The 26290-nt window shown below is 48.8% G+C and carries 18 protein-coding genes; 3 read left to right on the top strand and 15 right to left on the bottom strand.

Annotated elements, in window-relative coordinates:
* Window positions 1–69: 69 nt before the first annotated feature.
* Both J7E78_RS07350 and J7E78_RS29665 read right to left on the bottom strand, forming a co-directional pair.
* Window positions 70–354, bottom strand: coding sequence for a DUF4183 domain-containing protein (locus J7E78_RS07350; RefSeq protein WP_215075635.1), 285 nt, complete (start codon window positions 352–354; stop codon window positions 70–72).
* 63 nt (window positions 355–417) lie between these two features.
* A complete protein-coding gene (locus J7E78_RS29665; protein WP_215075634.1) occupies window positions 418–1149 on the bottom strand; it encodes a DUF4183 domain-containing protein in 732 nt (243 codons plus the stop codon).
* Between the two features lie 582 nt (window positions 1150–1731).
* Between J7E78_RS29665 and sstT the strand changes: the two genes are divergently transcribed.
* On the top strand, window positions 1732–2961 hold the full coding sequence (gene sstT / locus J7E78_RS07340; protein WP_215075633.1) for a serine/threonine transporter SstT: 1230 nt from the start codon (window positions 1732–1734) through the stop codon (window positions 2959–2961).
* Between the two features lie 336 nt (window positions 2962–3297).
* On the opposite strand, the gene J7E78_RS07335 is transcribed toward sstT, so the two are convergent.
* From J7E78_RS07335 to J7E78_RS07275, 13 genes are all read right to left on the bottom strand, one after another.
* Window positions 3298–6780, bottom strand: coding sequence for a glycoside hydrolase family 2 TIM barrel-domain containing protein (locus tag J7E78_RS07335; protein ID WP_215075632.1), 3483 nt, complete (start codon window positions 6778–6780; stop codon window positions 3298–3300).
* A gap of 262 nt (window positions 6781–7042) precedes the next feature.
* Entirely contained in the window at window positions 7043–8896 is a 1854-nt protein-coding gene (locus J7E78_RS07330) for an IucA/IucC family protein (protein ID WP_215075631.1), read from the bottom strand.
* The gene (locus J7E78_RS07325) at window positions 8856–10175 is read right to left on the bottom strand and encodes a type III PLP-dependent enzyme (protein ID WP_215075630.1); all 1320 of its coding nucleotides are present in this window, start codon (window positions 10173–10175) and stop codon (window positions 8856–8858) included. The genes J7E78_RS07330 and J7E78_RS07325 overlap by 41 nt, the downstream gene beginning before the upstream one ends.
* Window positions 10172–10948, bottom strand: a complete 777-nt coding sequence (locus tag J7E78_RS07320; RefSeq protein ID WP_215075629.1) for an HpcH/HpaI aldolase family protein — start codon at window positions 10946–10948, stop codon at window positions 10172–10174. Before J7E78_RS07320 ends, J7E78_RS07325 begins: the two co-directional genes overlap by 4 nt.
* Window positions 10945–12798 carry an IucA/IucC family protein gene (locus J7E78_RS07315; protein ID WP_215075628.1) on the bottom strand — a complete coding sequence of 618 codons (1854 nt, stop codon included), beginning with the start codon at window positions 12796–12798 and terminating at the stop codon, window positions 10945–10947. The genes J7E78_RS07320 and J7E78_RS07315 overlap by 4 nt, the downstream gene beginning before the upstream one ends.
* Window positions 12773–14560, bottom strand: coding sequence for an IucA/IucC family protein (locus J7E78_RS07310; protein ID WP_251034890.1), 1788 nt, complete (start codon window positions 14558–14560; stop codon window positions 12773–12775). Before J7E78_RS07310 ends, J7E78_RS07315 begins: the two co-directional genes overlap by 26 nt.
* The gene (locus J7E78_RS07305) at window positions 14538–15971 is read right to left on the bottom strand and encodes an MFS transporter (RefSeq protein ID WP_251034885.1); all 1434 of its coding nucleotides are present in this window, start codon (window positions 15969–15971) and stop codon (window positions 14538–14540) included. The genes J7E78_RS07310 and J7E78_RS07305 overlap by 23 nt, the downstream gene beginning before the upstream one ends.
* Entirely contained in the window at window positions 15965–17320 is a 1356-nt protein-coding gene (locus tag J7E78_RS07300) for a diaminobutyrate--2-oxoglutarate transaminase (protein ID WP_215075626.1), read from the bottom strand. Before J7E78_RS07300 ends, J7E78_RS07305 begins: the two co-directional genes overlap by 7 nt.
* A gap of 156 nt (window positions 17321–17476) precedes the next feature.
* Window positions 17477–18502, bottom strand: a complete 1026-nt coding sequence (locus J7E78_RS07295; protein WP_215075625.1) for an ATP-grasp domain-containing protein — start codon at window positions 18500–18502, stop codon at window positions 17477–17479.
* A 686-nt stretch (window positions 18503–19188) separates the two neighbouring features.
* Entirely contained in the window at window positions 19189–20010 is an 822-nt protein-coding gene (locus J7E78_RS07290) for an ABC transporter ATP-binding protein (RefSeq protein ID WP_215075624.1), read from the bottom strand.
* Window positions 20011–20023: 13 nt separating this feature from the next.
* Window positions 20024–21067, bottom strand: coding sequence for a FecCD family ABC transporter permease (locus J7E78_RS07285; protein ID WP_215075623.1), 1044 nt, complete (start codon window positions 21065–21067; stop codon window positions 20024–20026).
* Window positions 21064–22077: a FecCD family ABC transporter permease gene (locus J7E78_RS07280; protein WP_215075622.1), complete on the bottom strand. Its 1014-nt coding sequence runs from the start codon at window positions 22075–22077 to the stop codon at window positions 21064–21066. Before J7E78_RS07280 ends, J7E78_RS07285 begins: the two co-directional genes overlap by 4 nt.
* A 97-nt stretch (window positions 22078–22174) precedes the next feature.
* Window positions 22175–23188: an ABC transporter substrate-binding protein gene (locus tag J7E78_RS07275; RefSeq protein WP_215075621.1), complete on the bottom strand. Its 1014-nt coding sequence runs from the start codon at window positions 23186–23188 to the stop codon at window positions 22175–22177.
* Between the two features lie 424 nt (window positions 23189–23612).
* Here J7E78_RS07275 and J7E78_RS07270 point away from each other — a divergent pair, with 424 nt between their 5' ends.
* Window positions 23613–24191, top strand: a complete 579-nt coding sequence (locus J7E78_RS07270) for a hypothetical protein (protein ID WP_215075620.1) — start codon at window positions 23613–23615, stop codon at window positions 24189–24191.
* A 264-nt stretch (window positions 24192–24455) separates the two neighbouring features.
* On the top strand, window positions 24456–26228 hold the full coding sequence (locus J7E78_RS07265; RefSeq protein WP_215075619.1) for an alpha-glycosidase: 1773 nt from the start codon (window positions 24456–24458) through the stop codon (window positions 26226–26228).
* Window positions 26229–26290: the final 62 nt, after the last annotated feature.

Here is a 26290-nt window from a genome sequence, read left to right as displayed (position 1 = left end):
GGTTATTCAACACGCGTGATCACAGATAGAAGTCGCACAAGATAACGATACAGTAGGATTAACTCTTCTTTAAGACACTACAAATTGTACGACAATTGGAGTCCCATCATTTAATGCATCTCCACCGGGAATGGTAATTGTAGTCGTCGTAGCCGAGGATGTATCTGCTGTTTGCATAAGGCCATTAATATAAAGATTGTAGTAGTTGTAGGTGCCTGGAAATGCGGTTGCAGCTACACCCGCGTCGTTTGTAAAATCAGTCGCAGCAATGGCAAACGTTTCCCCAGTGCCGGTTCCATCACCAATGGTTGCAGCAAATCTTAAACTGTTCTGAAATGGTGTCACAAGTGGCATGTTTCTCACCTCCTACCTGACATAGTATATGTGGTAGGTTTGGGAGTAGTGAAGGCAAAAGAATCAGTAACTAAAACCATTTATTATATTGGCTGTTATTATAATAATCTCTATAGTGATAGGTGTCCCTGCAAAGATCACACCGTTTTGTGACGAAAAAAACAACCTCTCCGCACTTACACTGTATGAGTTTCCTGGTTGGACGATCCCGTTTATATAAAGATTGTTGAAACTGGTAAGTCCAACCCCGGCAAATTCGGTTATGCTGCCGCCATCGTCATTCGTGAATGCTGTGGCAGGAATTATAACCGAGGTCGACAGATCAAGATCGGTGTCCGGAAAATAGAAGTAACGGTTTGCCGTAGGAATGATTTCAATTCCGGGTACGGTGCCCGGCGGACCTTGCTCACCTGGGGGACCCGTTGGTCCTTGGACTCCGGGAGTTCCCGGTTGACCCGGCTCACCTTGAGGACCTGCGGGACCCTGCGCTCCGGGAACTCCAGGTTGACCCGGCTCACCTTGAGGACCAGCGGGACCCTGCGCTCCGGGAACTCCAGGTTGACCCGGCTCACCTTGAGATCCGGCGGGGCCTTGCACTCCGGGAGTCCCCGCTTGACCAGGCTCACCTTGAGGACCAGCGGGGCCTTGGGCACCTGCCACACCTTGCGTTCCAGGGAGACTCACAGTCTCCAATTCATGTTGTCTCAACGGAGCGAGCGGGGGGCCGGACTCACAACATACCGGGTTGCTGACTCCCCCTCTCGGTAATGCAATGACTTTTTTGTCACGGGACATTTTCTGTGATCTTAATGGACGCTTCAGGGAGCGGTACTTTCTTCGGCACACTTTACGAATTATCTTATATTTCCGTTTTCGTGGAATTTTGTTTTTGTATTTCAATCTAACACGTCTTGGCCTTAATTTGTTGAGGGTAGCTGTCCTCTTGTTCAGATCCTTCAAAATAGTCACTCTCCTTAGGCCGGTGCATACAGTGTGTATGCCCTATGTATATGTCAGTGACACGTTCGGAGAGTGTGCGAATAACTATGATGGAAGCCCAATAGCTCATAAGACATCAGCCCCTGCCATTACCTGAATTAGGATCTTTAACGGACTTTAGTCGGGAAACACTTCTAATACCAGCATAAAATCTCGTAAGAAACGCTCGCCTACAACCTTTAGGAAGCCATTTTGTGTCATTAGTGCATGTTATGTGAATGCCTACTGGCTTGCAAAAGGAACGCGGGGGATGATCTACAATACAAATATTTCCACACCACACAAAAGACAAATTCCGTGATAAACTAACGCTATGCTTCATTACAGCATCGATGCGTTGCTTGATGATATTTTATATTAAAACTCGGAGGAATATGGATGAAAACGGTATTAATGAAATGGAACCGAATAAGTCTGATTAAACGAATTATACTTGGAATTGTTGTGGGGATTGTCTTGGCCCTGATCGTGCCCGGTGCAACGGGAATTGCGCTTTTTGGTTCCTTATTTGTCTCAGCATTAAAGGCAGTTGCTCCAATCTTAGTGTTACTTTTAGTGATGGCCGCTATATCCAACCATCGAAAAGGTGTCCAAACCAATATGAAAAGGATTATCGTCCTTTACGTTATGAGTACCTTTCTGGCTGGACTACTCGCGGTTGCGGCAAGTTACCTATTTCCGGTTACATTAACTTTGGTATCGGGCGTGCAAGAATTGACTCCACCTGATGGCATTGTAGAGGTCCTGAAGAGCTTGTTATTGAAGCTCGTTGATAATCCGGTAAGTGCACTGATGAACGCTAACTATATTGGTATTCTGGCCTGGGCGGTGCTGCTTGGTGTTGCTCTCAAAAGCTCCAGTGATAGCACCAAAAACCTGATTACTCAATTCTCGGAAGCTGTATCGAAGATTGTGAAATGGGTAATCCAATTTGCTCCGTTCGGGATTATGGGCCTTATTTTTGACTCCATTACAACAAGCGGACTTTCGTCTTTGTTGGGTTACGGCAAATTACTTTCCGTTCTTGTTGGATGTATGGTGTTTACCGCACTTATTGTCAATCCGTTAATCGTGTATCTGAACATTCGTAGGAACCCCTACCCCCTCGTCTTTCAGTGCTTAAGAGAAAGCGGGATCACAGCATTCTTTACACGAAGTTCAGCGGCGAACATTCCAGTCAATATGAGATTATGTGAAAAGTTAGGATTGGACAAGGATACGTATTCGGTATCCATCCCATTGGGTGCTACGATTAATATGGCGGGGGCAGCCGTTACCATATCGGTCTTATCCCTTGCGGCCGTTCATACGATGGGCATTCAGGTGGATTTTGGAACGGCGCTGATTCTCAGCATGTTGTCCGCTGTTGCCGCTACTGGCGCTTCGGGTGTGGCAGGTGGCTCTCTTCTTCTTATTCCTATGGCATGCAGCTTGTTCGGCATATCAAATGATATTGCAATGCAAGTCGTTGGGGTTGGCTTCATCATCGGAGTGTTGCAAGACTCATTTGAAACGTCCTTGAATTCATCCTCGGATGTTTTGTTTACCGCTACGGCAGAATACGCTAAGAAACGTAAAGAAGGTAAGCAAACAGCAGTTCAGCTCTAGAATCAAAGCAGATGGCTATACCATATCCCCTCCTGGTTACTGTGTAAATAATCGCATGATGACATGTGATTGACACCGTAGACCCGAGGGGATTTCTTCATTACAACGTTAAATGGAACAATAACTTCTGCAATTTTCTATCGCTTTATCAACATGATATACGGATCAGCCCTACCATCGGAATCAGCTCATGTTTACAACGCTCAGAGCACCGTATACGTTACGTTTTTCTCTATGAAAGAAGGCATGAGCGATACACAATATTAAAAAATCCCCTTCAAGTAATCACATGTTCTGAACGAACACCGTTTACTCGAAGAGGATGGATCTGTTACTCTATTTCTCGAATCGGAACCAGCCAAAGTCAAACTGACTTCCTGGCAGGAAGATAAAGCTTACCTTTTGCACACCTGTCACCCGTTCAAGCTCAAATACACGCTCCTCATATCCTTCGGATTGTGTGAACTCAACCAGCTGGTTACTCTGTCCATCCTCACCTGCAAAGCGGATATGAATCGTATTCTTATCAATCGGTGAATGACCGTAGATGACGAGCTTAGATGCCCCTTCTGCTGTAAAGTCCATGTTTTCAAACTCCAGTGATACATTGTTCCCGATACCTTCAACACGGTCAGCTTCAATTTTGAACGTATCGCCATAGAGATGGTCACAGGATGCAGCCGTATTCTGCTCAAACGCACGACTCTGACGCTCGAAGGAGAACCCTTTAATATGAATCTTCTGTTTCAGTACAAAACAGATTGACGTGATCCCGCTAAGGCGTTTGGACAATTGGTATGTCTCTTCCTGGTACACATTCCAGATGGACTCTTTGTCGTAAACTACATCTGCGATCATTGTGCTTCCCTCTTCATCCGGCATACCTTCCCAGATCTGAATGAAGTAACCCTCAGTGGACAACGTAAAGATCGGAATAGTAATCGTATCGGAGCCGTATGGCCCGAAGTCAATATTGCGGAAGCCCACGTGAGTTTCCCCGTCCCGACTTGTCGCTACCCCGCGCTCATTGCCGTTACCAACCTCACCTTTGGTGTAATCGTACAGTCCACCCGTGATGAAGCCGTATGGATCTTTGTAGGCTGTGCCGAGACCGTCCGCCTTGAATTCCAGCTGCGAGATGAGTTTCGTTTTATCTGTACCGTTGGTACTGGTTGCGCGAAGCCGGAACTCGCCGTCACCTATAGCCGATACCTTCACCGCATGTTGATGCTCACCGTTGTCACCCGTTTCTGCTTCAACAGCTTCCACCTTGGCAATGTTAGATTCAATCCCCGCATCATTCACAACAGCCCACTCGATATCGCGGTAGGAGGTGTTCTCTGGATACAGTTTGGCGGTTACAATCAGCTCCGGGTTGGACGGATCGAGCAACTGCCCTGCATTACTGATGATCTCGATTTTCCGCAAAGGAATCTCCTGAGCATTCCCCGTAAGCACCGGACGTTCTTCATTGTTCATGAAAACAGATTCAGCTTGTTTCTCATCATGAAGTTCAGCCGCCACAACCCGCGATTCGAACTCAGCCGTAGCCCCTTCCAGCCCTTCGGAAGTAACTTCAATCCGAACCTTTCCAGGTTCATTTGTCGCTCCGATGATGGCCATCAATTTGCCGCTGAATAGTCTTCTGCTCAATCCTTTGTATGGATCATAGTCCGTGCTGTCCCCGTTATCCAGACCCAGCAATCGTCCTGCACCCGTCACCTGAACTTGCACGCGGTTATTCGCATTGTGCACCGGGTTACCCGCTTCATCTTCCACATCAATTTCTACAAAAATGAGGTCTGTACCACTGGCTTGCAACTGCTCCCGATCCGCTCGCAGACGAATTTTCTTGGCATCCGTATAGGATCTCTGTACATCGGTTGCAATGATCTGACCGTTCTCATCGTAAGCGATCGCTTTCAGCTCGCCCTCTTCATAAGGCACTTTCCACCAGCCAGACAGCTGTGTTCCATTAGCATGATCGATATCGTACGTCCCAATGGTTTTGCCGTTGAGTTGCAGCTCAATCTTCGGCGCGTTGCTGCACACGCGTACATCAATGATCTGACCCGGGCTGAAATCCCAATAAGGGAACAGGTGAACCATCGGATTATTCTTGTAATCGGTCCAAGCCGCTTGGTAGATGTAATAGGAGTCTTTCGGGAACGTTGCGGTATCCAGCTGTCCAAAATACGAATTCTTCGTATGATACGGTGTCGGCTCTCCAATATAATCGAATCCGGTCCACAGGAACTGACCCAGCGAAAACGGCGTATCCCGCTCTGCCAGAATGCAGTAATCTGCCGACTTCGCGCCCCAACTGGTTGTACTGTTACCCAGAGCCGAACACTGCTCGTCATCATCTGCCAGAATCGGCTGTTCGAACGGGAAATGATAAATGCCACGGCTCTGCACCACCGAAGACGTCTCACTACCATAGATGATCCAGTCCGGATGTTCTGCATGATGCTGGTCGTAATATTTTTCCGCGTAGTTGTAACCTGCCAGCTTCACGATATCCGCGCATTTCTGTGCATTTTCCCAAGGCATGTAGTTGGAACCAATCGTCACGCCAGCATTGCCTTTGGGATCAAATTCCAGCACATAATCCATCAGCATCCGTGTTACTTCCTGTCCACGCTCATCCGCATGGGTATCATAGATTTCGTTCCCGATACTCCACATGATCAGACTGGCATGGTTACGGTCGCGCTTCACCCAACTTTTCACATCGGTATGCACCCACTCCGGGAAAAATCTCGCATAGTCGTATGGTGTTTTGGCACGTTCCCACATATCAAAGGCTTCAGACACAACCAGCATACCCATCTCATCCGCGAGTTCCATGAACTCTTTGGCAGGCATATTATGCGCAGTGCGGATGGCGTTAACGCCCATTTCTTTGAGCAAAACGAATCTTCTACGCAGTGCCGTCAGGTTAAACGCAGCTCCAAGTGCCCCGAGATCGTGGTGTTCACATACACCGTTCAGCTTCATTTTGACTCCATTCAGGTGGAACCCTTCATTGGCATTCAGCTTGATATTCCGGAATCCAATGCGCTGTGATACAGATTCAACTGTTCGATGTTCCTGATCATCCGAGTTCAATCGCAGCTCCGTCACCAGCTCATATAGATGCGGTGCATCCGGGCTCCACAGGTTTGGATTCTCCACTATGATCTGTTGGCTATCTGCCGATGCGGACGCATTCTCACCCACCGATGCCGTAACATTCCCTTGACTGGATGCCACCACCTGACCTTCATACAAGATCGTATGCACCAGCTCTGCCTGCTGATTCTGTTCCAGGTTCAGCTCTGTATCCACTTCCACCTGCCAGCCATCCGTTTGCTGCTTGATAGATACATAAGTTCCATCCGTAACAATATGATTGCGGTCTCTTGTCTTCAGCCACACGTTGCGATAGATTCCGGCCCCGGAATACCATCTGCTGTTCGGGCTCTGATGCACCACTTTGACCACAATCTCATTGTCGCCTTCCACCAGTGCATTCGTGATCTCATGTTCAAAAGCGGAATATCCATACTTCCACTCTCCAACCAGATGCCCGTTCACATACACCGAAGAGTCCATGTATACGCCATCAAAACAGAGCAGAAGCTGCTGCTCACTCTTCGTGTAATGGAACGTCTTGCGGTACCATCCAATGCTGTCCTCATACAATTCAAGCGTATTATAGATCAGCCAATCATGGGGAAGCTCCACAGGTTCAAACGCGAGCCCAGCGTGTTCCGTCACGTCCAGCTTACTTTTCGCAAATTGCCATCCATCATTAAAAAGCCTCTTCTGATTCATGGTAGATTCTCACTTTCTTGAAGTAAATTATGATTGCGGTTACAACAATAGATATCGCTTATTACGAAAACCTTTTCGGTAATACACAAGTATGACTATAACACATAACCCGATTATACCATCAGTCCTTTTCTTGTACCTCCATTTCATAAGTTTTTTAGCCAGATTGATAAACGTTTTTTTCTCTCCAAGCATAGTAACTTTCGACGACAACAAGCCAAAAAGGCAACCCTTCAAACGGATCACCTTCTCTGTTCTATATCTATCCCTTGTAAAAAGGGTTCCACCCTATGCCTTTGCCCGATGGCATCGCGCCAGGCACCCCATCCGCTTCAAGCAGCGGACGGACAACTAACTTCACGGGCCACTCCTTGCTCCCGAATATCGCATGAGCGAGCGCGGCCCGGTCGGATTCAGGAAGCTGCACATGTTGCAGCGCTTCCTTCCAAGCCTGCTCCGTGATCTCCCATAACTTCGTTTCCGGGATGTGATACACCTCGCTCAGTGCCTCCATGATCGCAGCCAGATTCACCTGCGTTCCCAGCGACTGCACATAGAAGATCAGCTTCTGGATCGTCTCGTTATACAGGCTGTTCGAGTAGCCTGGGCGAATATGATAGGCAGGGTCTGCAATGCCATGTTTGTCCAGATAAGGCTGATGCAGACGCACAGAATCATGATCGCGGAACAAGAGACCTTTTACCTGATTATCCTTTAACACCAGACAGCAGTTCTGACCATGAATCTCAGGTACAACGCCCACCTTGAACAGACGCATCACGATATCATAGAACGTCGTAGCTATGCTCGTATAGAAGTCGAGAACATCCGTGCTGCTCAGATCATTCCCCAGAATCTCCGTTAATAGATGATGACCTTCCAGATTCACACCCAGTGCGGCCATTGGGATGACTTTGTAGGCTTCACCCAGCAATTCGGCAGGATACACACGAATCTGTGCAGCCAGATGCCGGGGATGATCATCGAACAGTCCCATGGATTCCGGCATGAAGCCCCACCAGTTCTGCTCTTCACACATATACACCTTGTCCTTCAACGTCTTGTCACAGGCAACGGCCTGTCGTAACATCCGTTCTCCAGCAAGACCATTCAGTAGCTTAACTACTGGAAGATAACGAGCAGCCCCCAGAGACAGCACGCTAACCGGAAACTTGAGCATCCGGGTGGATTCGGTTGACGGAGCCATCGAGCGCAGAGATGAAGTGGCCTGTACGTCGCCCACTTCTACATCCAATACGACAATACTGCCCTCTTCGATCTCTCCAGTGAAGCGGGGCAAGATCACATGCTCCAATTGCCATGGATGAACAGGCATCGGCAGATATTCGTAGAGCGTGATCCCTTTTCGGGCAAACTCGGCTTCCACCACTCCGCGCTGAACATCGTCTAACACGTCCAAAATGGACAGCCCATCTTCACACCCTTGCTGCACGGCATCCTTCCGGATGGCCACCCAGCGCAGCGCAATCGCCTTCCCGAATTCCGCTGCATACCGTGTGACATCCTCTGCGTTGAATCCCACCTTGGCTTTGGAGGATGGGTGAAACGGCCGATCCCGCAATGCCGCAACACGTTCACCCTTGATAAACCATTCATAAGCAGATGCCGGAACGTTGGCCGACAGATACTGGACTTGTTCCCAGCCCAGAGCATATTGCTCTATAGCAATATCCAGACTAATCAGGAATTCCACCACCCCAGGCAGCGCATAGGCCTCATCCGACAAAGCCTTCTGTAACACCGCACGTCCAACCTCTGCCGGAGAATCAACGAGAACCCAGCTTCCATCTGTTTTCTCCTCGTAGATCGGTGAACCCTGAACCCATTGAGTCCCCTGTCTTACTCCTGTTTCAACCAAACACAGCACGCCTTGAGTGTGTAATCTGTAGCGAGAAGCTACATTCTGATTATGATTATGCTCTTCACTGTCATATCCCTTGTACAATCGTCGGAACGGGGCAGGTGCTGCGGCAAAATCAATGAACGAATAACCTTCTAGCGGGAGCAATTGCTCCGACAAAAATGAATTCATCAGATCCGCCATAATCCGGCGTTCAGCGGCTTGCAGACTGGAACGCTTCATCAGTGTTGACATGATTATTGTCCTCCGTTAGATAATGGAATACCGGGTGCGGATGCCCCAGAAAATCATGATGCGAGATGGTCCAGCAATAAGCTCCAGACTTTTCAAATAAAACAATGTCTCCCACCCGCAGCAGTTCTAACTCCGCATCAGAATGCATGCGATCCTTGGGTGTACACAGCTCACCTACGATATGGACTCGACGATCTCTTACCTCTGGTCTGGCAAACGAATGCTTCCAGCGATCCGTCGCCATAATCTGAAACGGATGGTTATGCCCCCATGAAGCAGGCAGACGATTATGGTGTGTACCTCCCCGCAGCACAGCAAAATGCTGACCATGAGAGGTTTTGATATCCGTAACCTCTGCTGCGTAATACCCATGGTCTGCCACCAACAGTCGGCCTGATTCAAAATACAGTTGCCCTGCACGTGAAGCAAGGCGCTGTCTGGCTTCACTTTGTTCTAGCAACGATGTGAATAAAGGCCAGTCGAATCCAGGGCTACCGTCGTAGGTTACACCGAATCCACCTCCTGCATTTACCACTTCCACAGGAAGATCATACTGCTGCTGCCACTGCTCCACCTTTTGCAAATACAGCTCGATCATCTCGGCATGCAGCCTGGCGTCCATATTGTTGGACAAGGAGTGGAAATGGAATCCGCTTAATCGAACCACACCCGCGCCTTCCACACGAGTAAGTTCGATCGCTTCTTTCACGTCCTCCTCGTCGATGCCAAAAGGACTTGGCCCACCGCCCATAACGATTTTCGTACGAGGTAACGTACTGCTGCGCAGATTGATTCGGAGCAGAATGCGCACCTCCTGCGCTTGCTCCTGTTGCTTCTGTTGCTTCTGTTCCTCGCCACTCTCTTGCGTATACTTCTGCTCCTGCTCTCGTTCTTTCGCAATCGCTATGATCCGCCTTAGCTCCAGCAGACTCTCCACATGGATAAAGCTCACGCCTTGCTCGATCGCCATCCGCAGTTCACTTTCCTTTTTACCCGGACCTCCGAATAAAATTGGAACCTCACGGCTTACACCTCTAACCTTGAGCAATTCGCCTATGGACGCCACTTCAAAGCCCTTCACGAATGGAAGCAAAGCCTCAATGATCCGCGGATCAGGATTCGCCTTAATGGCGTAGAACAACTGTGTGTTTCCGGGCATGCTGTCCAGCATCTCACGTACCTGTTCCTGAATGCCAGCCAGGTCATAGACATACGTACATACCGGATCTTCCGTTGCTCGTTGCAGTTCTTCAATTGCGTTCCTTACACTGAATTTCATGTCTGTCCACCCGCATTCCTGTAGTCATTCCGCTTCTGCGCATACGCCCGAAACGCCGTATTCCGATCATCACCCAGCACGTAAATATGTACTCCCCGCTCAGCCCAGAGTGCCATGTCTTCCATGCCTCTCGTGACCGTAGCATAAGGTACTTCGCACTGCTGCGCGGTAGCATGCAATTCATCCAGCGCACGTCTCACATCCGGGTGCTCGGTCTGCCATGGCACGCCGAGGGATTGCGACAGATCCGCCGCACCTTCCAATACAAAACTCACCTGAGGATGAGACAGAATCTGTGCACTTTGCTGAACGCCCTCTACACTTTCAATCATGGGGACAACCATCAATTGTTCGTTGGCTTCTTCAACGTATCTTGTGAGCGGATATTTCCCAAATACACCGGGACGACCACTATTCAGACTCCGCATGCCAACCGGATGATAGTAGGCGTGGCGAACCGCTTCCTCCACCTGCTCCAGTTGCTCGACATGCGGAATGACGATGCCCTGTGCGCCGCAGTCCAGCACTTTAAGAATCTCCGCTCTCTCCACCTTCGAGATACGTACCAACGGGGTTAGGCCCACCAGTTCCGCAGCCCGAACCAACTCTTCCACCGATTCCATGGATGTTGCGGCATGCTCCAGATCAATAATGACAAAGTCATATTCCGCATGTCCGATCATCTCGATGATCACCGGATGCGGTATGGATACAAAAAGGCCATATACCGGTTGTTTGCGTACTATTTTTTCCTTCAGCGTGTTAATCCTCATTCGACGATTCCCTTTAATTCGGATGTTTCCTTTAATTGGAGTGTTCCCTTTGATTCAAGCTCATCCTTCGATACCTTGAGCGGATTGCTCGCCTTGCGGAAATATAACTCCCCATCCCCATACAGACGGCGCTTGGTCATCTCTTCGATCAGTGCATCTTCGGCAAAAAGGTCAAATGCAGCGAATCGCTCTTCATACTCCGGGTGCTCTCGCTGATAATCCACAATTACACCTGCACACAGCTGCCAGAAGGCTTCCTCCGACAACCCAAACTTCTCCAGAGCCAGCGCAATATCCGTCATGCAGATAAAAAAGAATGCATCATACGTATAATCACGGACTTCCGACACATCTCCCGCATAGATGAAGGAATACCGATTGAACTTGCGATGGGTTTCCGGCTCCGGGTTCAGCTTCGGTGCCTGTTCCGGGTGCAATAGTTGCTCAGGAACGTAACGGACACCATCATGCAGGTCTTTAATAATGATCCGTTTCGGCAGATCGTCTTCCAGTACCAAAATAATATTCTGGGCATGCGACTCCAGCGCAATCCCGTGTGCATAGAGCAGATGAATAATCGGCAGTGTAACGGTGCACACAAGGTCCTCGCTCCACTTTTCCACACCATGTCGTTCTACAGCACCCTGGATAAACGGAACACCATCTGGCTGCACCAACATCAGCGCATTCAGCGGCCACGCCGTCTCACCTTCCTGCAGGTGAACCGATACATTCTCCCGCCAGATGGCACCGAGTGTACCGTAGGCCCGTCCATACTGGGTTGCAGGCAACTGCTCATAACGGAACGACAGTCCCATGATTTCTTTCAAAATGCCAAACTGCGCCTGCTGCAACAGCTCATCTTCACGAACGAGTTTATCCAGCCAATCGCTGATCAGCGGTGCGTTCTGGGTCGTGTGCTGTGCCAGAATACGTGTGCTCGACGTGTTGGTGATGCTAAGGGCCAGCTTGATGTAAGGGGCTTCCGGGTTCACCCGGTTCGACAGTGAACGGATCGACTGCTGCGCACGATAGGACGAAGACGATGGACCGAGATACACGATGTCCCCATCCATAAGTTGCCGGGCAAATACCGACTCCAACTGGTGCTCCCACTGCCATGGATGAACCGGAATAAACACATATCGATCACCATCGCCAGAAGCTGCCTCCCCATCACCCTCCAGCATCTGATGGAATTGCTGCATGTCCTCCACGGTCAGATGCTGCCTTACCAATTCTTCAGAGCTATACCCTGCAGATACAGCGGTCTGAGCTAATTCTTTTTTCACAGCAACCCAGACTAATGCAACCTCCGAGTTAAATTCAGGGCCATAGGCCAGATTGTCTTTCAGAGAAAATCCCAACCTCGACTTATAGCTCGGGTGGTACAGATGACCGTCGGTCATGTGACTTTCAAGCGCATCATAATGCCGATCCTCACTCGGAATGTTCAAGGGCAATATCGCCCGGCACTGACTGTCCTTTGCCATCGTTTCGAGCAGTTCCTGGATAAAAGCCGTCACATTTGCACCCTTCAATCCGTTCAGCACGATTTCCTCCAGAAACTGATCCAGATCGGTGCAGGGTACGCCCTCTCTTTGAATCGAACCCTTCTTCACCTTCACCCGACCAAATGAAAACTTCCGCTCCGCTTCACACGTGTACGCCACAGAATCGCCGGAAGATGTAAATCCCTCGGTTCGCCATCCGCTCCCGCTGACATGACTGTCCAGAATGCCTTCGAACCACATGGCCTCCAGCGTCTGCCGCATGATCCGTTCCTGTACACCCACGTAGACTGCTTCTGTTCTGCCGCCTGCCTCAACCCTGTATCCCACGACTCCCACGCGCTTCACTCCCTATTTGTTTCATTACATTGCTCACCGGCACGTAGGCCGGGGTCTGGCTGATACCCCTTAGACAACTCACCAGATTTTGTTTGGCTAGGAATGCGTCCACCGTCAGCAGATGTCGCACATATGCATTGCCCGTTCGTTCCAGTTCCTCCACAAGCACCTCACGTACTTGCTTCCATAAATGCTCCTCGGGGACGTTCACATCTCGCGCTATCGCATGAATGAGAGATCCCAGATGATTGACAATAAAATAGTACGATGTCCGCGCCCAAGCCTTCTCTCGCGAATAAAACAGTAAATCGGACGCATTACGATCCTGCTCACGGATAAGCTCCTCATCCACACTGACCCCTTCCAGATCGCGGACGATAAACTCCACAGGCAACCCATCCTCCAATGTCACAAGGGTATTCTGCAAATGAGCTTCAAAGTGAATGCCTTTCTCTCCCACCGCCCGTACAATCGGCAGCAGCGAACATGCCAGATATCGATCCAGCCAGTGCTCGGCCATGTCACGTCCACCACCCAGCATCGTCATCAGCCTGGAGCGCATCCCGGGAAGCGGTGCCTCAACCAGACTGGATAAGACATACGTATTCTCGACATCAAACTCAATGGGCCGATAAGCTACCGTAAACAGGCTGGTTAAGTCTTCATCATCAAAAGCACAAGTCGCTACCCCTGTCTCATACGCAATATGAGTGTGCGGTTCAGCACCGAAACAATTCTGCTGTCTGACGTACCTTGAAGCATCCAGTGTTCTGCGCATCTGCTCAGCACTGTTGGTGCGAATCATGTTGGTGATCTGCATGTTCAGTGACAGCTTGATATTGCAGTTCCATGCCGGAACATAGACCGTACGGACCGAAGAAGTCGGATAGACGGTTGGCCCCCTACTTCCGAGCAGAATTAATTTTTGATCTCGAATATAAGACTGGACCTCGGTCAACCGTGATATGTATGCGTATTGCCATGGATGGACGGGCAGCAGCCCATACATATCACTCTTTTCTTTTAAAATAGGTTCCACATGGCTCCGCAGGAGGTCATGCAAATCCATGGCCGCGTCGTCATCCACCCATTCCTGCATATAGACATCCTGCCTCACGGCGATATAACAGAGTTGAAACGATGTCCGTAACTCCGGACTGTACTTCTGAACATCCTGCTCGCTAAATCCTTTGGAATTCTTCGGGAACGGGTGAAACGGATGACCAACCAACAAAGACTGTTCCGATGTGCGATAGTCATGGATGTCAAGACCGGCTGCTTGTTCGATATACAACGTAAGGTTACCGACACTGTTATCTACCTTTTGTGCAAAATCTCTGGCATACGCCGCCTCGACACGATTCGTATTCTCACCCAATGGATGTACATTCTCCAACTCAAGTGAATTCTTCATTTCCATCGCACTTTTCTTCATTCCATGTTGATCCGAACCCGCTCCCTGTTCCCCATCTCCACTTAGCTCAGATGTGATCCAACGAACCATGTCGCGATAATCCACCACTTTCCCACCAGATTCCATGCTGAGGTATTCATGCTCCCCCATGGCAGAGTAATAAGACAAGCGTCCTGTCACCTTCACCCCGCTGGCTCGAAAAGCAACAGTGTACGTCAGCGTACTCGGATTGATCCGAATATCGCTTTCCTTCTCTAGCGCAAGCTCACGGATGTAACAGTTCAACAGCAGCTTGCACGAATGTTCATGGGCCTGCTGTTCTGCCTCAGACCGGAGCTTGTTTTCCATCTCGAACAATGATGCCAACCTTCTTTCGGGTTATAAGTAAGACCAGGGGAAGTGTAAGCAGTATGGCGCAGCCAAGTCCGATACAGATCTCTTTGAGTGCTCCCCATTTTGCCAACTCCGTGGATGTTCCTGCCTCGGCGAGCCATTGCCAGCGCATATCGTAATACAGAGTCATGCCCATCACCGCAAACGAAGAAGCCAGCCGCTCAATCGTGGTTGATAACACCGACCCTTCGTGCATATCTTCATCCGGTAATGCTTGCAGGCCAATCGCAGAGATACTCATGCCTGACAGACCAACGCCAATTCCACGGCACGCCATGAGCATACCGATGATCCAGATCGATGCTCCCATCGGCAGAACCGCAAACGACAAGATCGATATGGACACCAGCAACGTCCCCCAAGCAATAAAATGTATGGACCGACCACGATCCAGCAAGCTGCCACCAATCCACATGAACAGGCTTGTACAGATCGACAAGGGAATGAACAAGGCACCGGACAGGGCCGGCGACAGGTGGAAGACATCCTGGAACAATAGTGGCAATGCAAAGATCACGCCAAACATGACACAATCCTGAATCGTCGAGATCAGCACGGTCAGCGGAAATACAGCATTTCGCCGCAGCAACGGGTACCGAATCAACGGTTCCTTGCGACCGTTCTCTGTCTGGACAAAACGAATGAGCAGCACCACACCGAGAGCAATCAGTATCCAAGGTACCCATACCGCCACGACAGGACTTGCGTACAACTGTACCCCCAGACTAAGGGCACCTACCGCGCAGATCAGCAGCATGACACTGGTTGGATGCCATTTTTTCCTACGGGCAGGAATATAGGTCTGAATGACTCGACCGCAGCCGATGAACGAGAACACAGCTAACGGCACATTAAGCCAGAACAGCATTTCAAGCCGTCCATACTGAATGATGAAGCCGCCCAGCGTTGGTCCGGCAGCAGGAGCTAACATAAGCAGCAAGCCCCACGCTCCGGTAATTCGCCCCCTTACCTCCGGTCCGTATACATCAAACAACAGCACAAGTGATAACGGAATCATCAGCCCCGCGGCAACGCCATGCATGAAACGGACCAGCAGGAGTACTTCTATAGAGTGATAAAACAACGCACCTGCCACCGAGAACAGTCCATAGATACTGATGCCCAGCATATACGTCTGCTTACGCCCCAGTCGGTCCACAATCAGGGAAGCCAGCGGCATCGTTAACGTCATGGCGAGCATGTATAGCGCTATGATCCACCCTCCTGCTGTCGTAGAGATCTGATAATATTGCACAAAATAAGGCAGCAGCAGGTTAAATGCACTGTTGGTCAGTACCAGCGAAAAGGCACCGAGCAGAATCGCGAATAATACGGTATGCCTCTTCAACAGGGACAGTTTCAGCATGCCGCCGTTGCTAAGGCAATGGCTTCAGCTACCGATTTCTCAAAGATCGCCAGGATCGCGCTCGATTCCTGCTCTGTAATATTCAGCGGCGGCAGAAAACGAACAACAGCTGAATGACGCCCGCCCAGTTCCACAATTAATCCATTCTTGAAACATTCACGCTGAATAGACTCAGCCAGCGCACCATTAGGCAGATAATGTCCCAGACGATCCTTGCGTCCCATTGGATCAACCACCTCAACGCCAATCATCAATCCTCTGCCTCGCACATCACCAATCTCTGCATACCGCTCTTTCAATGCATTCAGGTGATTCATGAACTGCTCACTGCGCAGATGTACGTTGTGTAAAACATCCTGTTCCCGAATATAACGAAGTGTCGCAAGTCCCGCTGCCATGGCCAGCTGATTGCCACGGAATGTGCCTGTGTGCGCTCCGGGGTGCCATTGATCCAGCTCTTCCTTGTAGATGACAACAGACATGGGCAGACTTCCGCCAACTGCTTTGGAGCAGATGATTACATCGGGTACAATTCCGGCATGTTCAAACGAAAACATTCGCCCTGTCCGTCCAATGCCTGTCTGCACTTCGTCGATAATAAGCGGAATGCTTCGCTCTGCCGTAATTCGGCGCAGCTCCCTCAGCCATTCGATATCTGCCGGAATGGCTCCACCTTCACCCTGCACCGTCTCCACAATGACCCCGCACGGTGCGGCAATACCGCTCTCGCAATCATCGAGCAAGTTCTCGATATACTGTGCGCTTAATTGAGCCGTCATGCCTTCACCAACACCAAATGGGCAGCGATATTCATACGGAAAAGGCAGGAAATGAACATCCGGCAGCAGGCTTTGCAGATGTTGTTTCTTGCTCAAGTTGCCACTCATCGACATGGTGGCTTGGGTCGATCCGTGATATCCCCCCTGAAAGGCAAGAATGGATTTGCCACCTGTTGCATGTTTGACCAGCTTGATGGCTGCTTCTACCGCATCGGCTCCGGTTGGACCACAGAACTGAATTTTGGCCTTGTCCTGCATCTCTGCCGGAAGAATGGAGAATAGCTCTTGCATATATGCAAGCTTCAGCGGCGTTGCCAAATCCAGTGTGTGCAGCGGAATCTGCTGATCCAGGACATCGCGAATCGCGTTGACCACCGTGTCATGGTTATGCCCCAGCGCCAATGTTCCTGCCCCTGCCAGGCAGTCGTAGAATACGCGGCCTTCTGTATCGGTAACCTTCACCCCATGGGCCTTGCTAATGACGAGCGGGAAATGTCTTGGATACGATCTTGCATTGGATTCCTTCTCATTTTGCAGCTTCAGATATTCTGTCTGCACCTCTACTGACATAGCCCTCTAACACTCCTTATAATCGATTCAGGCTGAACCTGCTGCCTGTTTTTCTTGTTCTGCATTTTGCATATGACATAGTATTGGTTCAAAATCATGGTAAGGTCCGAACTAAATGATGGTACCCGTCATCTGTTATCCGTTACATTTTGTCATCTATACGTTGTTATGCATCTTATATTCAAGTTGCTCCTGACACAGGTATTCCAGGTATAGCCGAACCACATCAACAGTTGTTCCACCATGGGGAAAGACGTGGTGTGTCATATCCGGCAAGGCGTTCACTTCCAGGATGCCTCCCTGATCTCTGGAGATCGGAGTGCGGATATCACGACAACGAACATCGATTCCGGCTACATCGATCTGAAGAGTCTTTGCCGCCTGAATGATCATTCGGGCATTCTCGGGATGAATGATTCCGGTACAATCCTTGTAGAATTCACTGATTTTTCCGGCGGCTGAGTTACGGAGATCGTATAGCTCGATTTCTTTTCCTGCGGCAGGAACTTCATCCAGTGTTGTCCCTTGTGTACGCAATACCTCTAGCAAACGTTCAGCTGCTGCATCAACCTGGGGAAAAGCTTCATACTCACCAATGGGCGTCATCTTGATTCGATTCTGATTCAACTGCTTGATTAACGCCCGAACGGTTGACGTCCCGTCTCCCTCGACATAGACAGGCCGATACTGGTTCACAGCCGCCACTTCACCGTTGATGATCAGCACTCTGTAATCGATCCCGGTCACATATTGCTGTAACATAATGCTGCTGCCGTGGACACTCGCAAGATGAATAGCTGCCTCGAGTTCATCTTTGGTACGCACATCCAGTGTCACTCCCATGCTGCTGCTCGCATCCAGCGGTTTTACCACAATGGAGCCGTATCTATTCAGAAAAGCTATTGCTTCGCTTCCCATCTCCGGGATCACGATAAATGACGGTACAGGCATGCCCTGTTCATGCAGCAACATATTACATGCCTGCTTGTTCTTCGCGAGCAGTCCAGCGATTAACGGCAAACGATGAGATCTGGTTTTGTTAATGATGATCTGCTTGTCTCCTACAGACAGCTTCAGAAAATCCTCGCATCCCTCAAGAAGTGGCTCACAGGTGATGCCCATTTCTCTCGCTTTGCTTATAATGAGTCGGTTTTGCAGATTATGAATCCCTTTCGGAAACACTGAAAATCCTCCTCGATCGAATGAAGGTACTCGCTCCTATATAAGTTGAATTAAAGTTTATTTACGCTGACACTACAATGACAGAACAACCTACCAATCGCTGTTATCCCCAGATTTTTTGATTCCCTTTTCTCAGTGGAAAAATCCGGGGATAAAGGCGGAGCTTATGCTTACGATGCAGCTTTCTTTCAGAAAGCTTGTAGCTTCGCTTTTTCAGGTTTTTTCTGTCCTCTCCGTTGCATGTAAATGATTAAATCAACTTATATCGCCCATACGTTCATCAATTTTTATTGTAATTTGATATTGATAATGATTATCAATATCATATAAAATCTATTTTATGGCAATTCGAGTTATGTTGTCAATAATAAACTTTTAAGGAAAAATAAGATTTATTTTGGTGTGGGTTTATGTCCGCGTGGGTTTGTTACATCTAATAACAGGTATAACAACCGGGGCAAGCTCTGGGTCATGATGAAACCAAGAGCTTGCCTGTTCCTGTTATCTACATTAAATGCAGAAGAGTGACCTGGAGGGTGAGAATACGGATATAGCTTGAATCATTATTGAAGTCATGGAGCACATAACGAAATACTTAATGTTTAATTTGGGTCAGGTCGGGCAGTAATCCTCGGGAATTTCAGCAGCCGTTATATTTCGTAGTTAAAGCCTGCATCTCCTGACTCTCAAGCCAGCTGTGTATAACGCTGCTCTCCATTCAGCTTCCTTCCTCTTCCATGCGGGATACAGGTTGGTGTGCCGAATAGTGGATCAACCGCAATCTCACACTCCATCTGAAAGACTTTACGGACCATGTCCTGTGTAACAATATCTTCCGGTTTACCTTCTGCGTAGATGGACTTGTTGTGAATAGCCACAATGTGATGCGCATAACGGCACGCCAAGTTCAGATCATGAAGTACCATGACAATCGTGCGTCCTTCCCTTTCGTTCAACTCAAACAACAGATCGAGGATATCAATCTGATGTGTCATATCCAGATAGGTTGTAGGTTCATCCAAAAGCAGCGTTTCAGTACCCTGCGCAAGTGTCATCGCAATCCAGGCACGCTGACGCTGTCCACCGGACAATGCATCCACAGGCCGATCCGCGAGTTCTGTCAGATGTGTGGACTCCAGTGCCAGCTTGACCATGCGCTCATCCTCTCGTGACCATTGCTTCAGCCACGTTTGATGTGGATAACGTCCTTGCTTAACCAGTTGATTCACCGTCAAGCCTTCCGGAGCGGTCGGACCCTGTGGCAGGATGGACATGCGTCTTGAAATTTCCTTGGTCGGCAGCTTTGCAATCTCTTCGCCATCCAGCAGCACCGAACCGGAGCTGGATTTCAGCAACCGGGCCATCGTACGCAGCAGCGTAGATTTACCACAGCCGTTGCTGCCAATCAGGACGGTAATCTGTCCCTTGGGAATGGTCAGGTTCAAATTTTCAATAATGGGATCTGCTCCATAGGAGATCGTAAGCTCCTTGGCTTCCAGAATACTCACAGCTCGCTCCTCCTCAAAACTGATTTCGATTCTTGAACAACAAATACAGGAAAAATGGTGCGCCTACACCTGCGGTGAATACCCCTGCGGGAACATCTAACGGCAGAAAGGCTGTACGGGCAATCAGATCTGCCGCAAATACGAGCAAAGCACCAACCATACCTGACACGATCAACATACTGCCGAACATCCGTCCGACCAGCTTTCGGGCAATATGTGGAGCGATCAGGCCAACAAACCCAATGGTTCCAGCAACCGCGACGGCGATTCCCGCCAGCAGTACACTGCATAACAGCAATACTGAACGATGCCGTTGAACGGTTACACCCAACCCTGTGGCAAGATCATCCCCAAACTCCTGTGCATTCAGGCTGCGGGCAAACCAGATCGCCAGAGGAACAACAATGATGATAACTGGAAGAATGGTTCGGACATCGGTCCACGATGCTCCGTATATACTTCCTGTCAGCCAGATATAGGCTTGACCTGCCGTGTAGAACGGACTCAGGATTAACATAAAGGTCGTTCCGGCCCCGGTAATAGCTGATACTCCAATCCCGATCAGCACCAGGCGGATCGGACTGACTCCCTTTTTCCAGGCAAGCACGTATATGATCAATGCCGTCACAAGCGCACCAACGATGGCGAACAACGGTAACAACTTGATGCTCACCACTCCGCCCAGCAACGTAACAAAACCTACAGCCGCAACAGCTGCACCACCAGTGATGCCGATGACATCCGGTGAGGCCAGCGGGTTACGGATAATACCTTGCAGGAGCGCACCTGACATACCGAGGGCTGTACCTACGAGCAGGGACAATAACACTCTTGGCAGTCTCAGGGTCAGCACAACGAAGTCATGCTCCCCTGCATTCAGACCAAATATCGTTCTGAGCACATCGAGCGGAGTAATAAAGTCACTGCCTACACTGGTACCTACCACTCCTGCCACCAGGAACAAGAGGATGCATACACCGATGACAACCAGTGATTTTTGTTCCATTTGCACCGAGACGGTGTCTTTTTTGTTGCGGAAAGTCAACAGCTTTCTCATATCTTCGTCACCCCCTTGCGGGCAATGTACACGAAGAAGGGTCCGCCAATCAGTGCAGTCATGACGCCAAGTGGAACTTCCTGTGGCATGATCACCAGCCGTGCGACCACATCCGCGGACAGCAGCAGAATCGCTCCCCCTACAATAGAGTAAGGAACGAGCCAGCGGTAATCATTGCCCACCAGTGCACGCATGATATGCGGGACAACCAGACCGACAAGCCCGATCGAACCGGCTACCGCAACCGAACCACCCGCGAGTAATACCGTAACCACTCCCATGAGCACCTTGACCAGAAGTACATTCTGTCCCATGCCTTTGGCTATATCGTCACCCGTTAACAGCAGATTGATGGTTCTGCCCATGAACAGAGCGATAATGGCTGCAGCTGTCATGTACGGCAGAACAGGATATAACATTTCCAACGTCCGACCACTTACTGAACCGGCAAGCCAGAATAATACATCCTGCAACCCGGTTCCATCCAGCACCAGAATGGCCTGTGTGAAGGAGGCAAACAACGCTGATATTGCCGTCCCCGCCAGTACAATTTTGATCGGTGTCAGGCCATCACGACCGAGTGAACCTAGCCCATATACAATTGCCGCGGCTACGGCAGCCCCTGCAAAACCAAACCACATCATGGTGGTTAGGGAGGATATGGACAATACCACAATAGCAATGACAATAAAAAAGATCGCACCTGCATTGATCCCGAACACACTTGGTGACGCCAGCGGGTTACGTGTCAATGCCTGCATCAGTCCGCCCGCCACGGCCAAACTTGCACCAACGACAGCAGCAATAATTGTACGTGGCAGCCGCTCGGTCAGGAGCACCACATGTTCCACAGAGCTCTCGTCATAGAATTGCAGCGCATCCCATGCCATCTGAAATGTGATATGCGTGCGTCCCAGAATCATACTGGCCAGGCAAGCAAGTAGAAGTAATATGAATAAACCAACCAGTCCATAGATCTTGGCACTTGCCTTTGTAAAAAGGGGAAACATACTCTCACTCTTTCATCTGTAAAATGACAAAAGACCTGCCTGCCCATACACTTCGTTAACGAATGTCCTGGTGCATGGCAGGTCCTGCTCCTGTTAGTTAGTTCAGGTTGAACTGCTTATATAGATCGTCCAGCATCATGTTGGCCGATGTATATCCACCTGCCATGTTCCAGGCCACTTCATCGACCTGGACCAGTTGATTGTTCTTGACTGCATCAAGATTCTTCCACAGTGGACTGCTGGTCCAATCATCATAATTTTTCTGAATGGCATCTGTTTCTGTACCTGAGTTGAAGTTGAAGATCATGTCTGCATTCATATCCGGAATGTTTTCTTTGGAAGTCAATTCAACTCCCCATGTGTCTGCATCATGTCCTTCGGGTCTGGTGAATCCAAGCTCGTTCAGAATCTTACCTGCGTATCCCATGTAGAAAATACGAACCTGATCGGCTCTAAAGTTCGTAATGGTTGCTTCAATCGGCAGACGGTCACCCATTTTCTCTTTGAAATCTGCTACACGGGCATCCCAATCAGACAACAGTTTATCCGATTGCTCAACCATATTCATCGCTTCCCCCGCTATTTTCACCGTTTCTTTCCAGTCAAACAGGGTCTCCGTCACTACCGTTGGTGCGATCTGGGACAATTGCTCATAGATCTCTTCATGTCTGATCTTCGTAGCAATAATCAAGTCCGGTTTCAACTTGTTGATCTCTTCCAGATTGGGCTGCGATTCCTGTCCTACTTGTGGAACTCCGTCCAGATCTGCTCTCAGATATTCATAGACTGGCTGCTGAACCCATGATTCAACAACACCTGTTGGTTTCACGCCCAGTGCAACAACAACATCATTAGCACCTTGGAACAGTGTAACAATCTTTTGCGGAGTTCCCTTTATTGTGGTTTCGCCCATAGCATGCTTGATCACTCGGGTCTGATCCTCAGTTGCACTGGCACTTGTATCACTTTCATTATTGCTCTCATTGCTGCTTGCAGCTTGGCTGGATGTATTCGTTGTCTCGGCACTTCCACCAGAAGCACAACCAGCAAGTAGTGAAATCATTAGAATAAGTGCTGCATAAATGTATAGCTTTTTCTTTACTTTATACATGTAACCCGTCTCCCCTTTTTCTTCTAAATGATATTGAATCTCATTATCAATTGTATTGTAATGGAGTTGGAATCATTATACAAGCATTTTATTTGGATAAACTTCTCACTCTGTCTCGAACTCTATGTCTTCTTAAAACAACAATATACGAAGGAATTTTAGCTGAACCTATATAATATATATCGATACAATCCGTTCCATATAAACCATATATGTAATTTTTTTCTCACCTGCTAAATATACAAATCTCTCATCTTACTTTTTGCTTCATCTAATACATGTCCTTTTTGCTGGTGAATCATTATTCATTCATATGCATTCAAACGAGTTATTTACTGTAAAACAATTCCTGTAATTTCTTATCGTACTATGTTAGATTATCCCTTGGAATAAAATCACATCTATAGATAGGGGAAATTAACACGTGAAGAAATCTTGGGTACTATCAATCATTATGAGTTTTATTTTGCTCGGCGGGGTGTTCGCACCTGCAGGGTCCTATGCCGCTGCTGCAGATGACTCAACCACTACATATTCGGAAGATGAATACTATGAAGTTGACACGTCAGAACAAGAACCGGAACTAACAGCCGAAGAAGAAGATTTCCTGAACTACCTGGATCTACTGGATACGGCATCCGTATATGAGGAGAAAGCCTTCAATGCTTTGGGAGGTGGATTTTACATCACATCCTCCAATCGCAAGTCCGTTTTCCTGAAACTGACCAACACAGCGATTCCTAACTACACCAAATATGTTTCCAAGCTGAAGCAGATTAAACCGCAAAATACGGAATTGCAAAAAATCCATGCCAACCTGATCAAAGGTAGCTATACACAGCTGGAAGGATTCCAACTCGCTAAAAAAGCAGTCTCCAAAACAACGGTAAACAGCGCTGTCCTGAAACAAGCCAATGCCAAAATTGATGCCGGCAAGAAAAATATTGAGAAGTTTCACAAAGAACTGTCTGCTTATGCCAATAAACTTGGATATGATTTTTAAAAAACAGTAACTTCAGGTATGCGGTGATACTCATTCACCCTTACCTGGGATATGAAGCGAAAATATCCTATGTTTCGAACATAACAATTTGAAATCTAAGGAAAAAAAGTGTTTTCTTTTGCTGAGTTAGTTCGTATAATAGCACTATAATCAAAAGGCTATGCTGCCGAAAGGTACAACCTCGTGAACAATAGAGGTTGTGCCTTTTTTGCGTTTAATGGCCACTTTTATCTGAATTTCATCATCTGACGAGGAGTGATTTACATGATTCTTGAAGCCGTTTACCATCGCCCCAAACTCAATTGGTCTTATGCTTATGACCGCTCGACCATGCACCTGCGACTTCGGTCCAAACGCGGTGACCTGGATGCGGTGATTGCCATTACCGGAGACAAATATGCCTGGGATCGGACGATCACACATATCCCCATGCACATCTTTGCCCGGGATGAAATGTTCGATTATTGGGAAGCCGAGACTTCACCTCCCTATCGCAGATTACGGTATGGCTTCCAATTGATTCAGGGAGAGGAATCGGTCTGGATGACGGAGCGCGGATTCGAGCAGGCGCTGCCTGATCATCCACTTGAATTCTTTGATTTTCCATTCATGAATCCGGTCGACATTTTTGAACCGCCTGCCTGGGTTAAGGACGCTGTATTTTATCAGATTTTCCCTGAACGTTATGCGAGTGGCGATCCCTCCATCAGTCCCAACAATGCTGAACCCTGGGGAGGAGAGCCTACACCGGTGAACTTCTTTGGCGGCGATCTCCAAGGTGTGCTTGATCATCTGGATCATATAAGTCAGCTCGGCATCAATGCCATTTACTTCTGTCCGCTGTTCGAGGCCACGACGAACCACAAATACAATACAGGCGATTACATGAAGGTTGATCCTCACTTTGGAACCAATGAACAGTTCAAGGCGTTCGTGGACGCCTGTCATCAGCGCGGCATACGTGTCGTTCTGGATGCGGTGTTCAATCATTCCGGCAGAGAGTTCCCTCCTTTTGTTGATGTCATGAAGAATGGAGCCGCTTCCCCCTACGCAGATTGGTTCTATATCAAAGACTGGCCGCCGCGTGTGGAGGATGGCATACCGACTTATGATACCTTTGCCTTTGAACCGCTTATGCCGAAGCTAAATACAGAACACCCTGAAGTGAAGGCATACCTGCTAGAGGTAGGACGTTTCTGGATTGAGGAGATGGACATTGACGGCTGGAGGCTCGATGTAGCCAACGAGGTAGATCATCAGTTCTGGCGCGAATTTCGTCAGACGGTAAAAGCCATCAAACCTGATGCCTATCTGCTTGGTGAGATCTGGCATGATTCGCTCATGTGGCTTCAGGGAGACCAGTTTGATGCCGTGATGAATTATCCATTTACCAATTCGGTATTAGACTACACGGTACATGGCAAGCTCGACGGACTCGGGTTTGCCAATGAGATCGGTAAACTGCTCGCAGCCTATTCACAGCCTGTAACGGAAGCGGCCTTCAATCTGCTCGGAAGTCATGATACACCCAGACTGCTGACCTTGTGTGATGGAGACGAGCGCAAGATGAAACTTGCCGTTACGTTGCTGCTTACGTATCCAGGTGTGCCATGTATCTATTATGGAGATGAAGTGGGTCTTGATGGGGGATATGATCCGGGTTGCCGCAAGTGTATGGAATGGGATGAGACCAAGCAGAACCGTGAACTTCTGGAATTCTTCACCCGTAGCATTGCCCTTCGCAAACAGCACCCTGCGCTGCGTAGCACAGAACTGAAGATTGTATATGCAAAAGCCGGAGACCCTTGTCTTGCCATCGAACGAGTAGATTCGCATACAGGAGAGCGCATGCTTCTTGTACTGAATGCGGGTGATGAGCCGTGTACCCTTGAACTTCCTTTGGCAGATCGTAACATCTGGCGTAATCTGTTCACAGCAAACACCGTGGAAGCTCGGCAAAACAAACTGACCCTCAATCTGGAAGCATACGGATTCTCCCTGATGCAACTTGAGGTCAAACAACCTGCTGAGGCCTGAGATAAATACAGCTAACAAGGGAAAATAACTTCAAAGAGGCTGTCCTCCAGGTCATATTGACG

The organism is Paenibacillus polymyxa (assembly GCF_018614975.1).
GTDB classification, from domain to species: Bacteria; Bacillota; Bacilli; order Paenibacillales; family Paenibacillaceae; genus Paenibacillus; species Paenibacillus polymyxa_E.
The sequence above is the reverse complement of the archived record's forward strand: the minus strand, read 5'-3'. Positions and strand labels throughout refer to the sequence as shown.

Bases quoted from the DNA above. Each gene is read 5' to 3' on its own strand.
- J7E78_RS07350 (WP_215075635.1), bottom strand. From the start codon at position 354: ATGCCACTTGTGACACCATTTCAGAACAGTTTAAGATTTGCTGCAACC.
- J7E78_RS29665 (WP_215075634.1), bottom strand. From the start codon at position 1,149: ATGTCCCGTGACAAAAAAGTCATTGCATTACCGAGAGGGGGAGTCAGC.
- sstT (WP_215075633.1), top strand. From the start codon at position 1,732: ATGAAAACGGTATTAATGAAATGGAACCGAATAAGTCTGATTAAACGA.
- J7E78_RS07335 (WP_215075632.1), bottom strand. From the start codon at position 6,780: ATGAATCAGAAGAGGCTTTTTAATGATGGATGGCAATTTGCGAAAAGT.
- J7E78_RS07330 (WP_215075631.1), bottom strand. From the start codon at position 8,896: ATGTCAACACTGATGAAGCGTTCCAGTCTGCAAGCCGCTGAACGCCGG.
- J7E78_RS07325 (WP_215075630.1), bottom strand. From the start codon at position 10,175: ATGAAATTCAGTGTAAGGAACGCAATTGAAGAACTGCAACGAGCAACG.
- J7E78_RS07320 (WP_215075629.1), bottom strand. From the start codon at position 10,948: ATGAGGATTAACACGCTGAAGGAAAAAATAGTACGCAAACAACCGGTA.
- J7E78_RS07310 (WP_251034890.1), bottom strand. From the start codon at position 14,560: ATGGAAAACAAGCTCCGGTCTGAGGCAGAACAGCAGGCCCATGAACAT.
- J7E78_RS07305 (WP_251034885.1), bottom strand. From the start codon at position 15,971: ATGCTGAAACTGTCCCTGTTGAAGAGGCATACCGTATTATTCGCGATT.
- J7E78_RS07300 (WP_215075626.1), bottom strand. From the start codon at position 17,320: ATGTCAGTAGAGGTGCAGACAGAATATCTGAAGCTGCAAAATGAGAAG.
- J7E78_RS07285 (WP_215075623.1), bottom strand. From the start codon at position 21,067: ATGAGAAAGCTGTTGACTTTCCGCAACAAAAAAGACACCGTCTCGGTG.
- J7E78_RS07280 (WP_215075622.1), bottom strand. From the start codon at position 22,077: ATGTTTCCCCTTTTTACAAAGGCAAGTGCCAAGATCTATGGACTGGTT.
- J7E78_RS07275 (WP_215075621.1), bottom strand. From the start codon at position 23,188: ATGTATAAAGTAAAGAAAAAGCTATACATTTATGCAGCACTTATTCTA.
- J7E78_RS07265 (WP_215075619.1), top strand. From the start codon at position 24,456: ATGATTCTTGAAGCCGTTTACCATCGCCCCAAACTCAATTGGTCTTAT.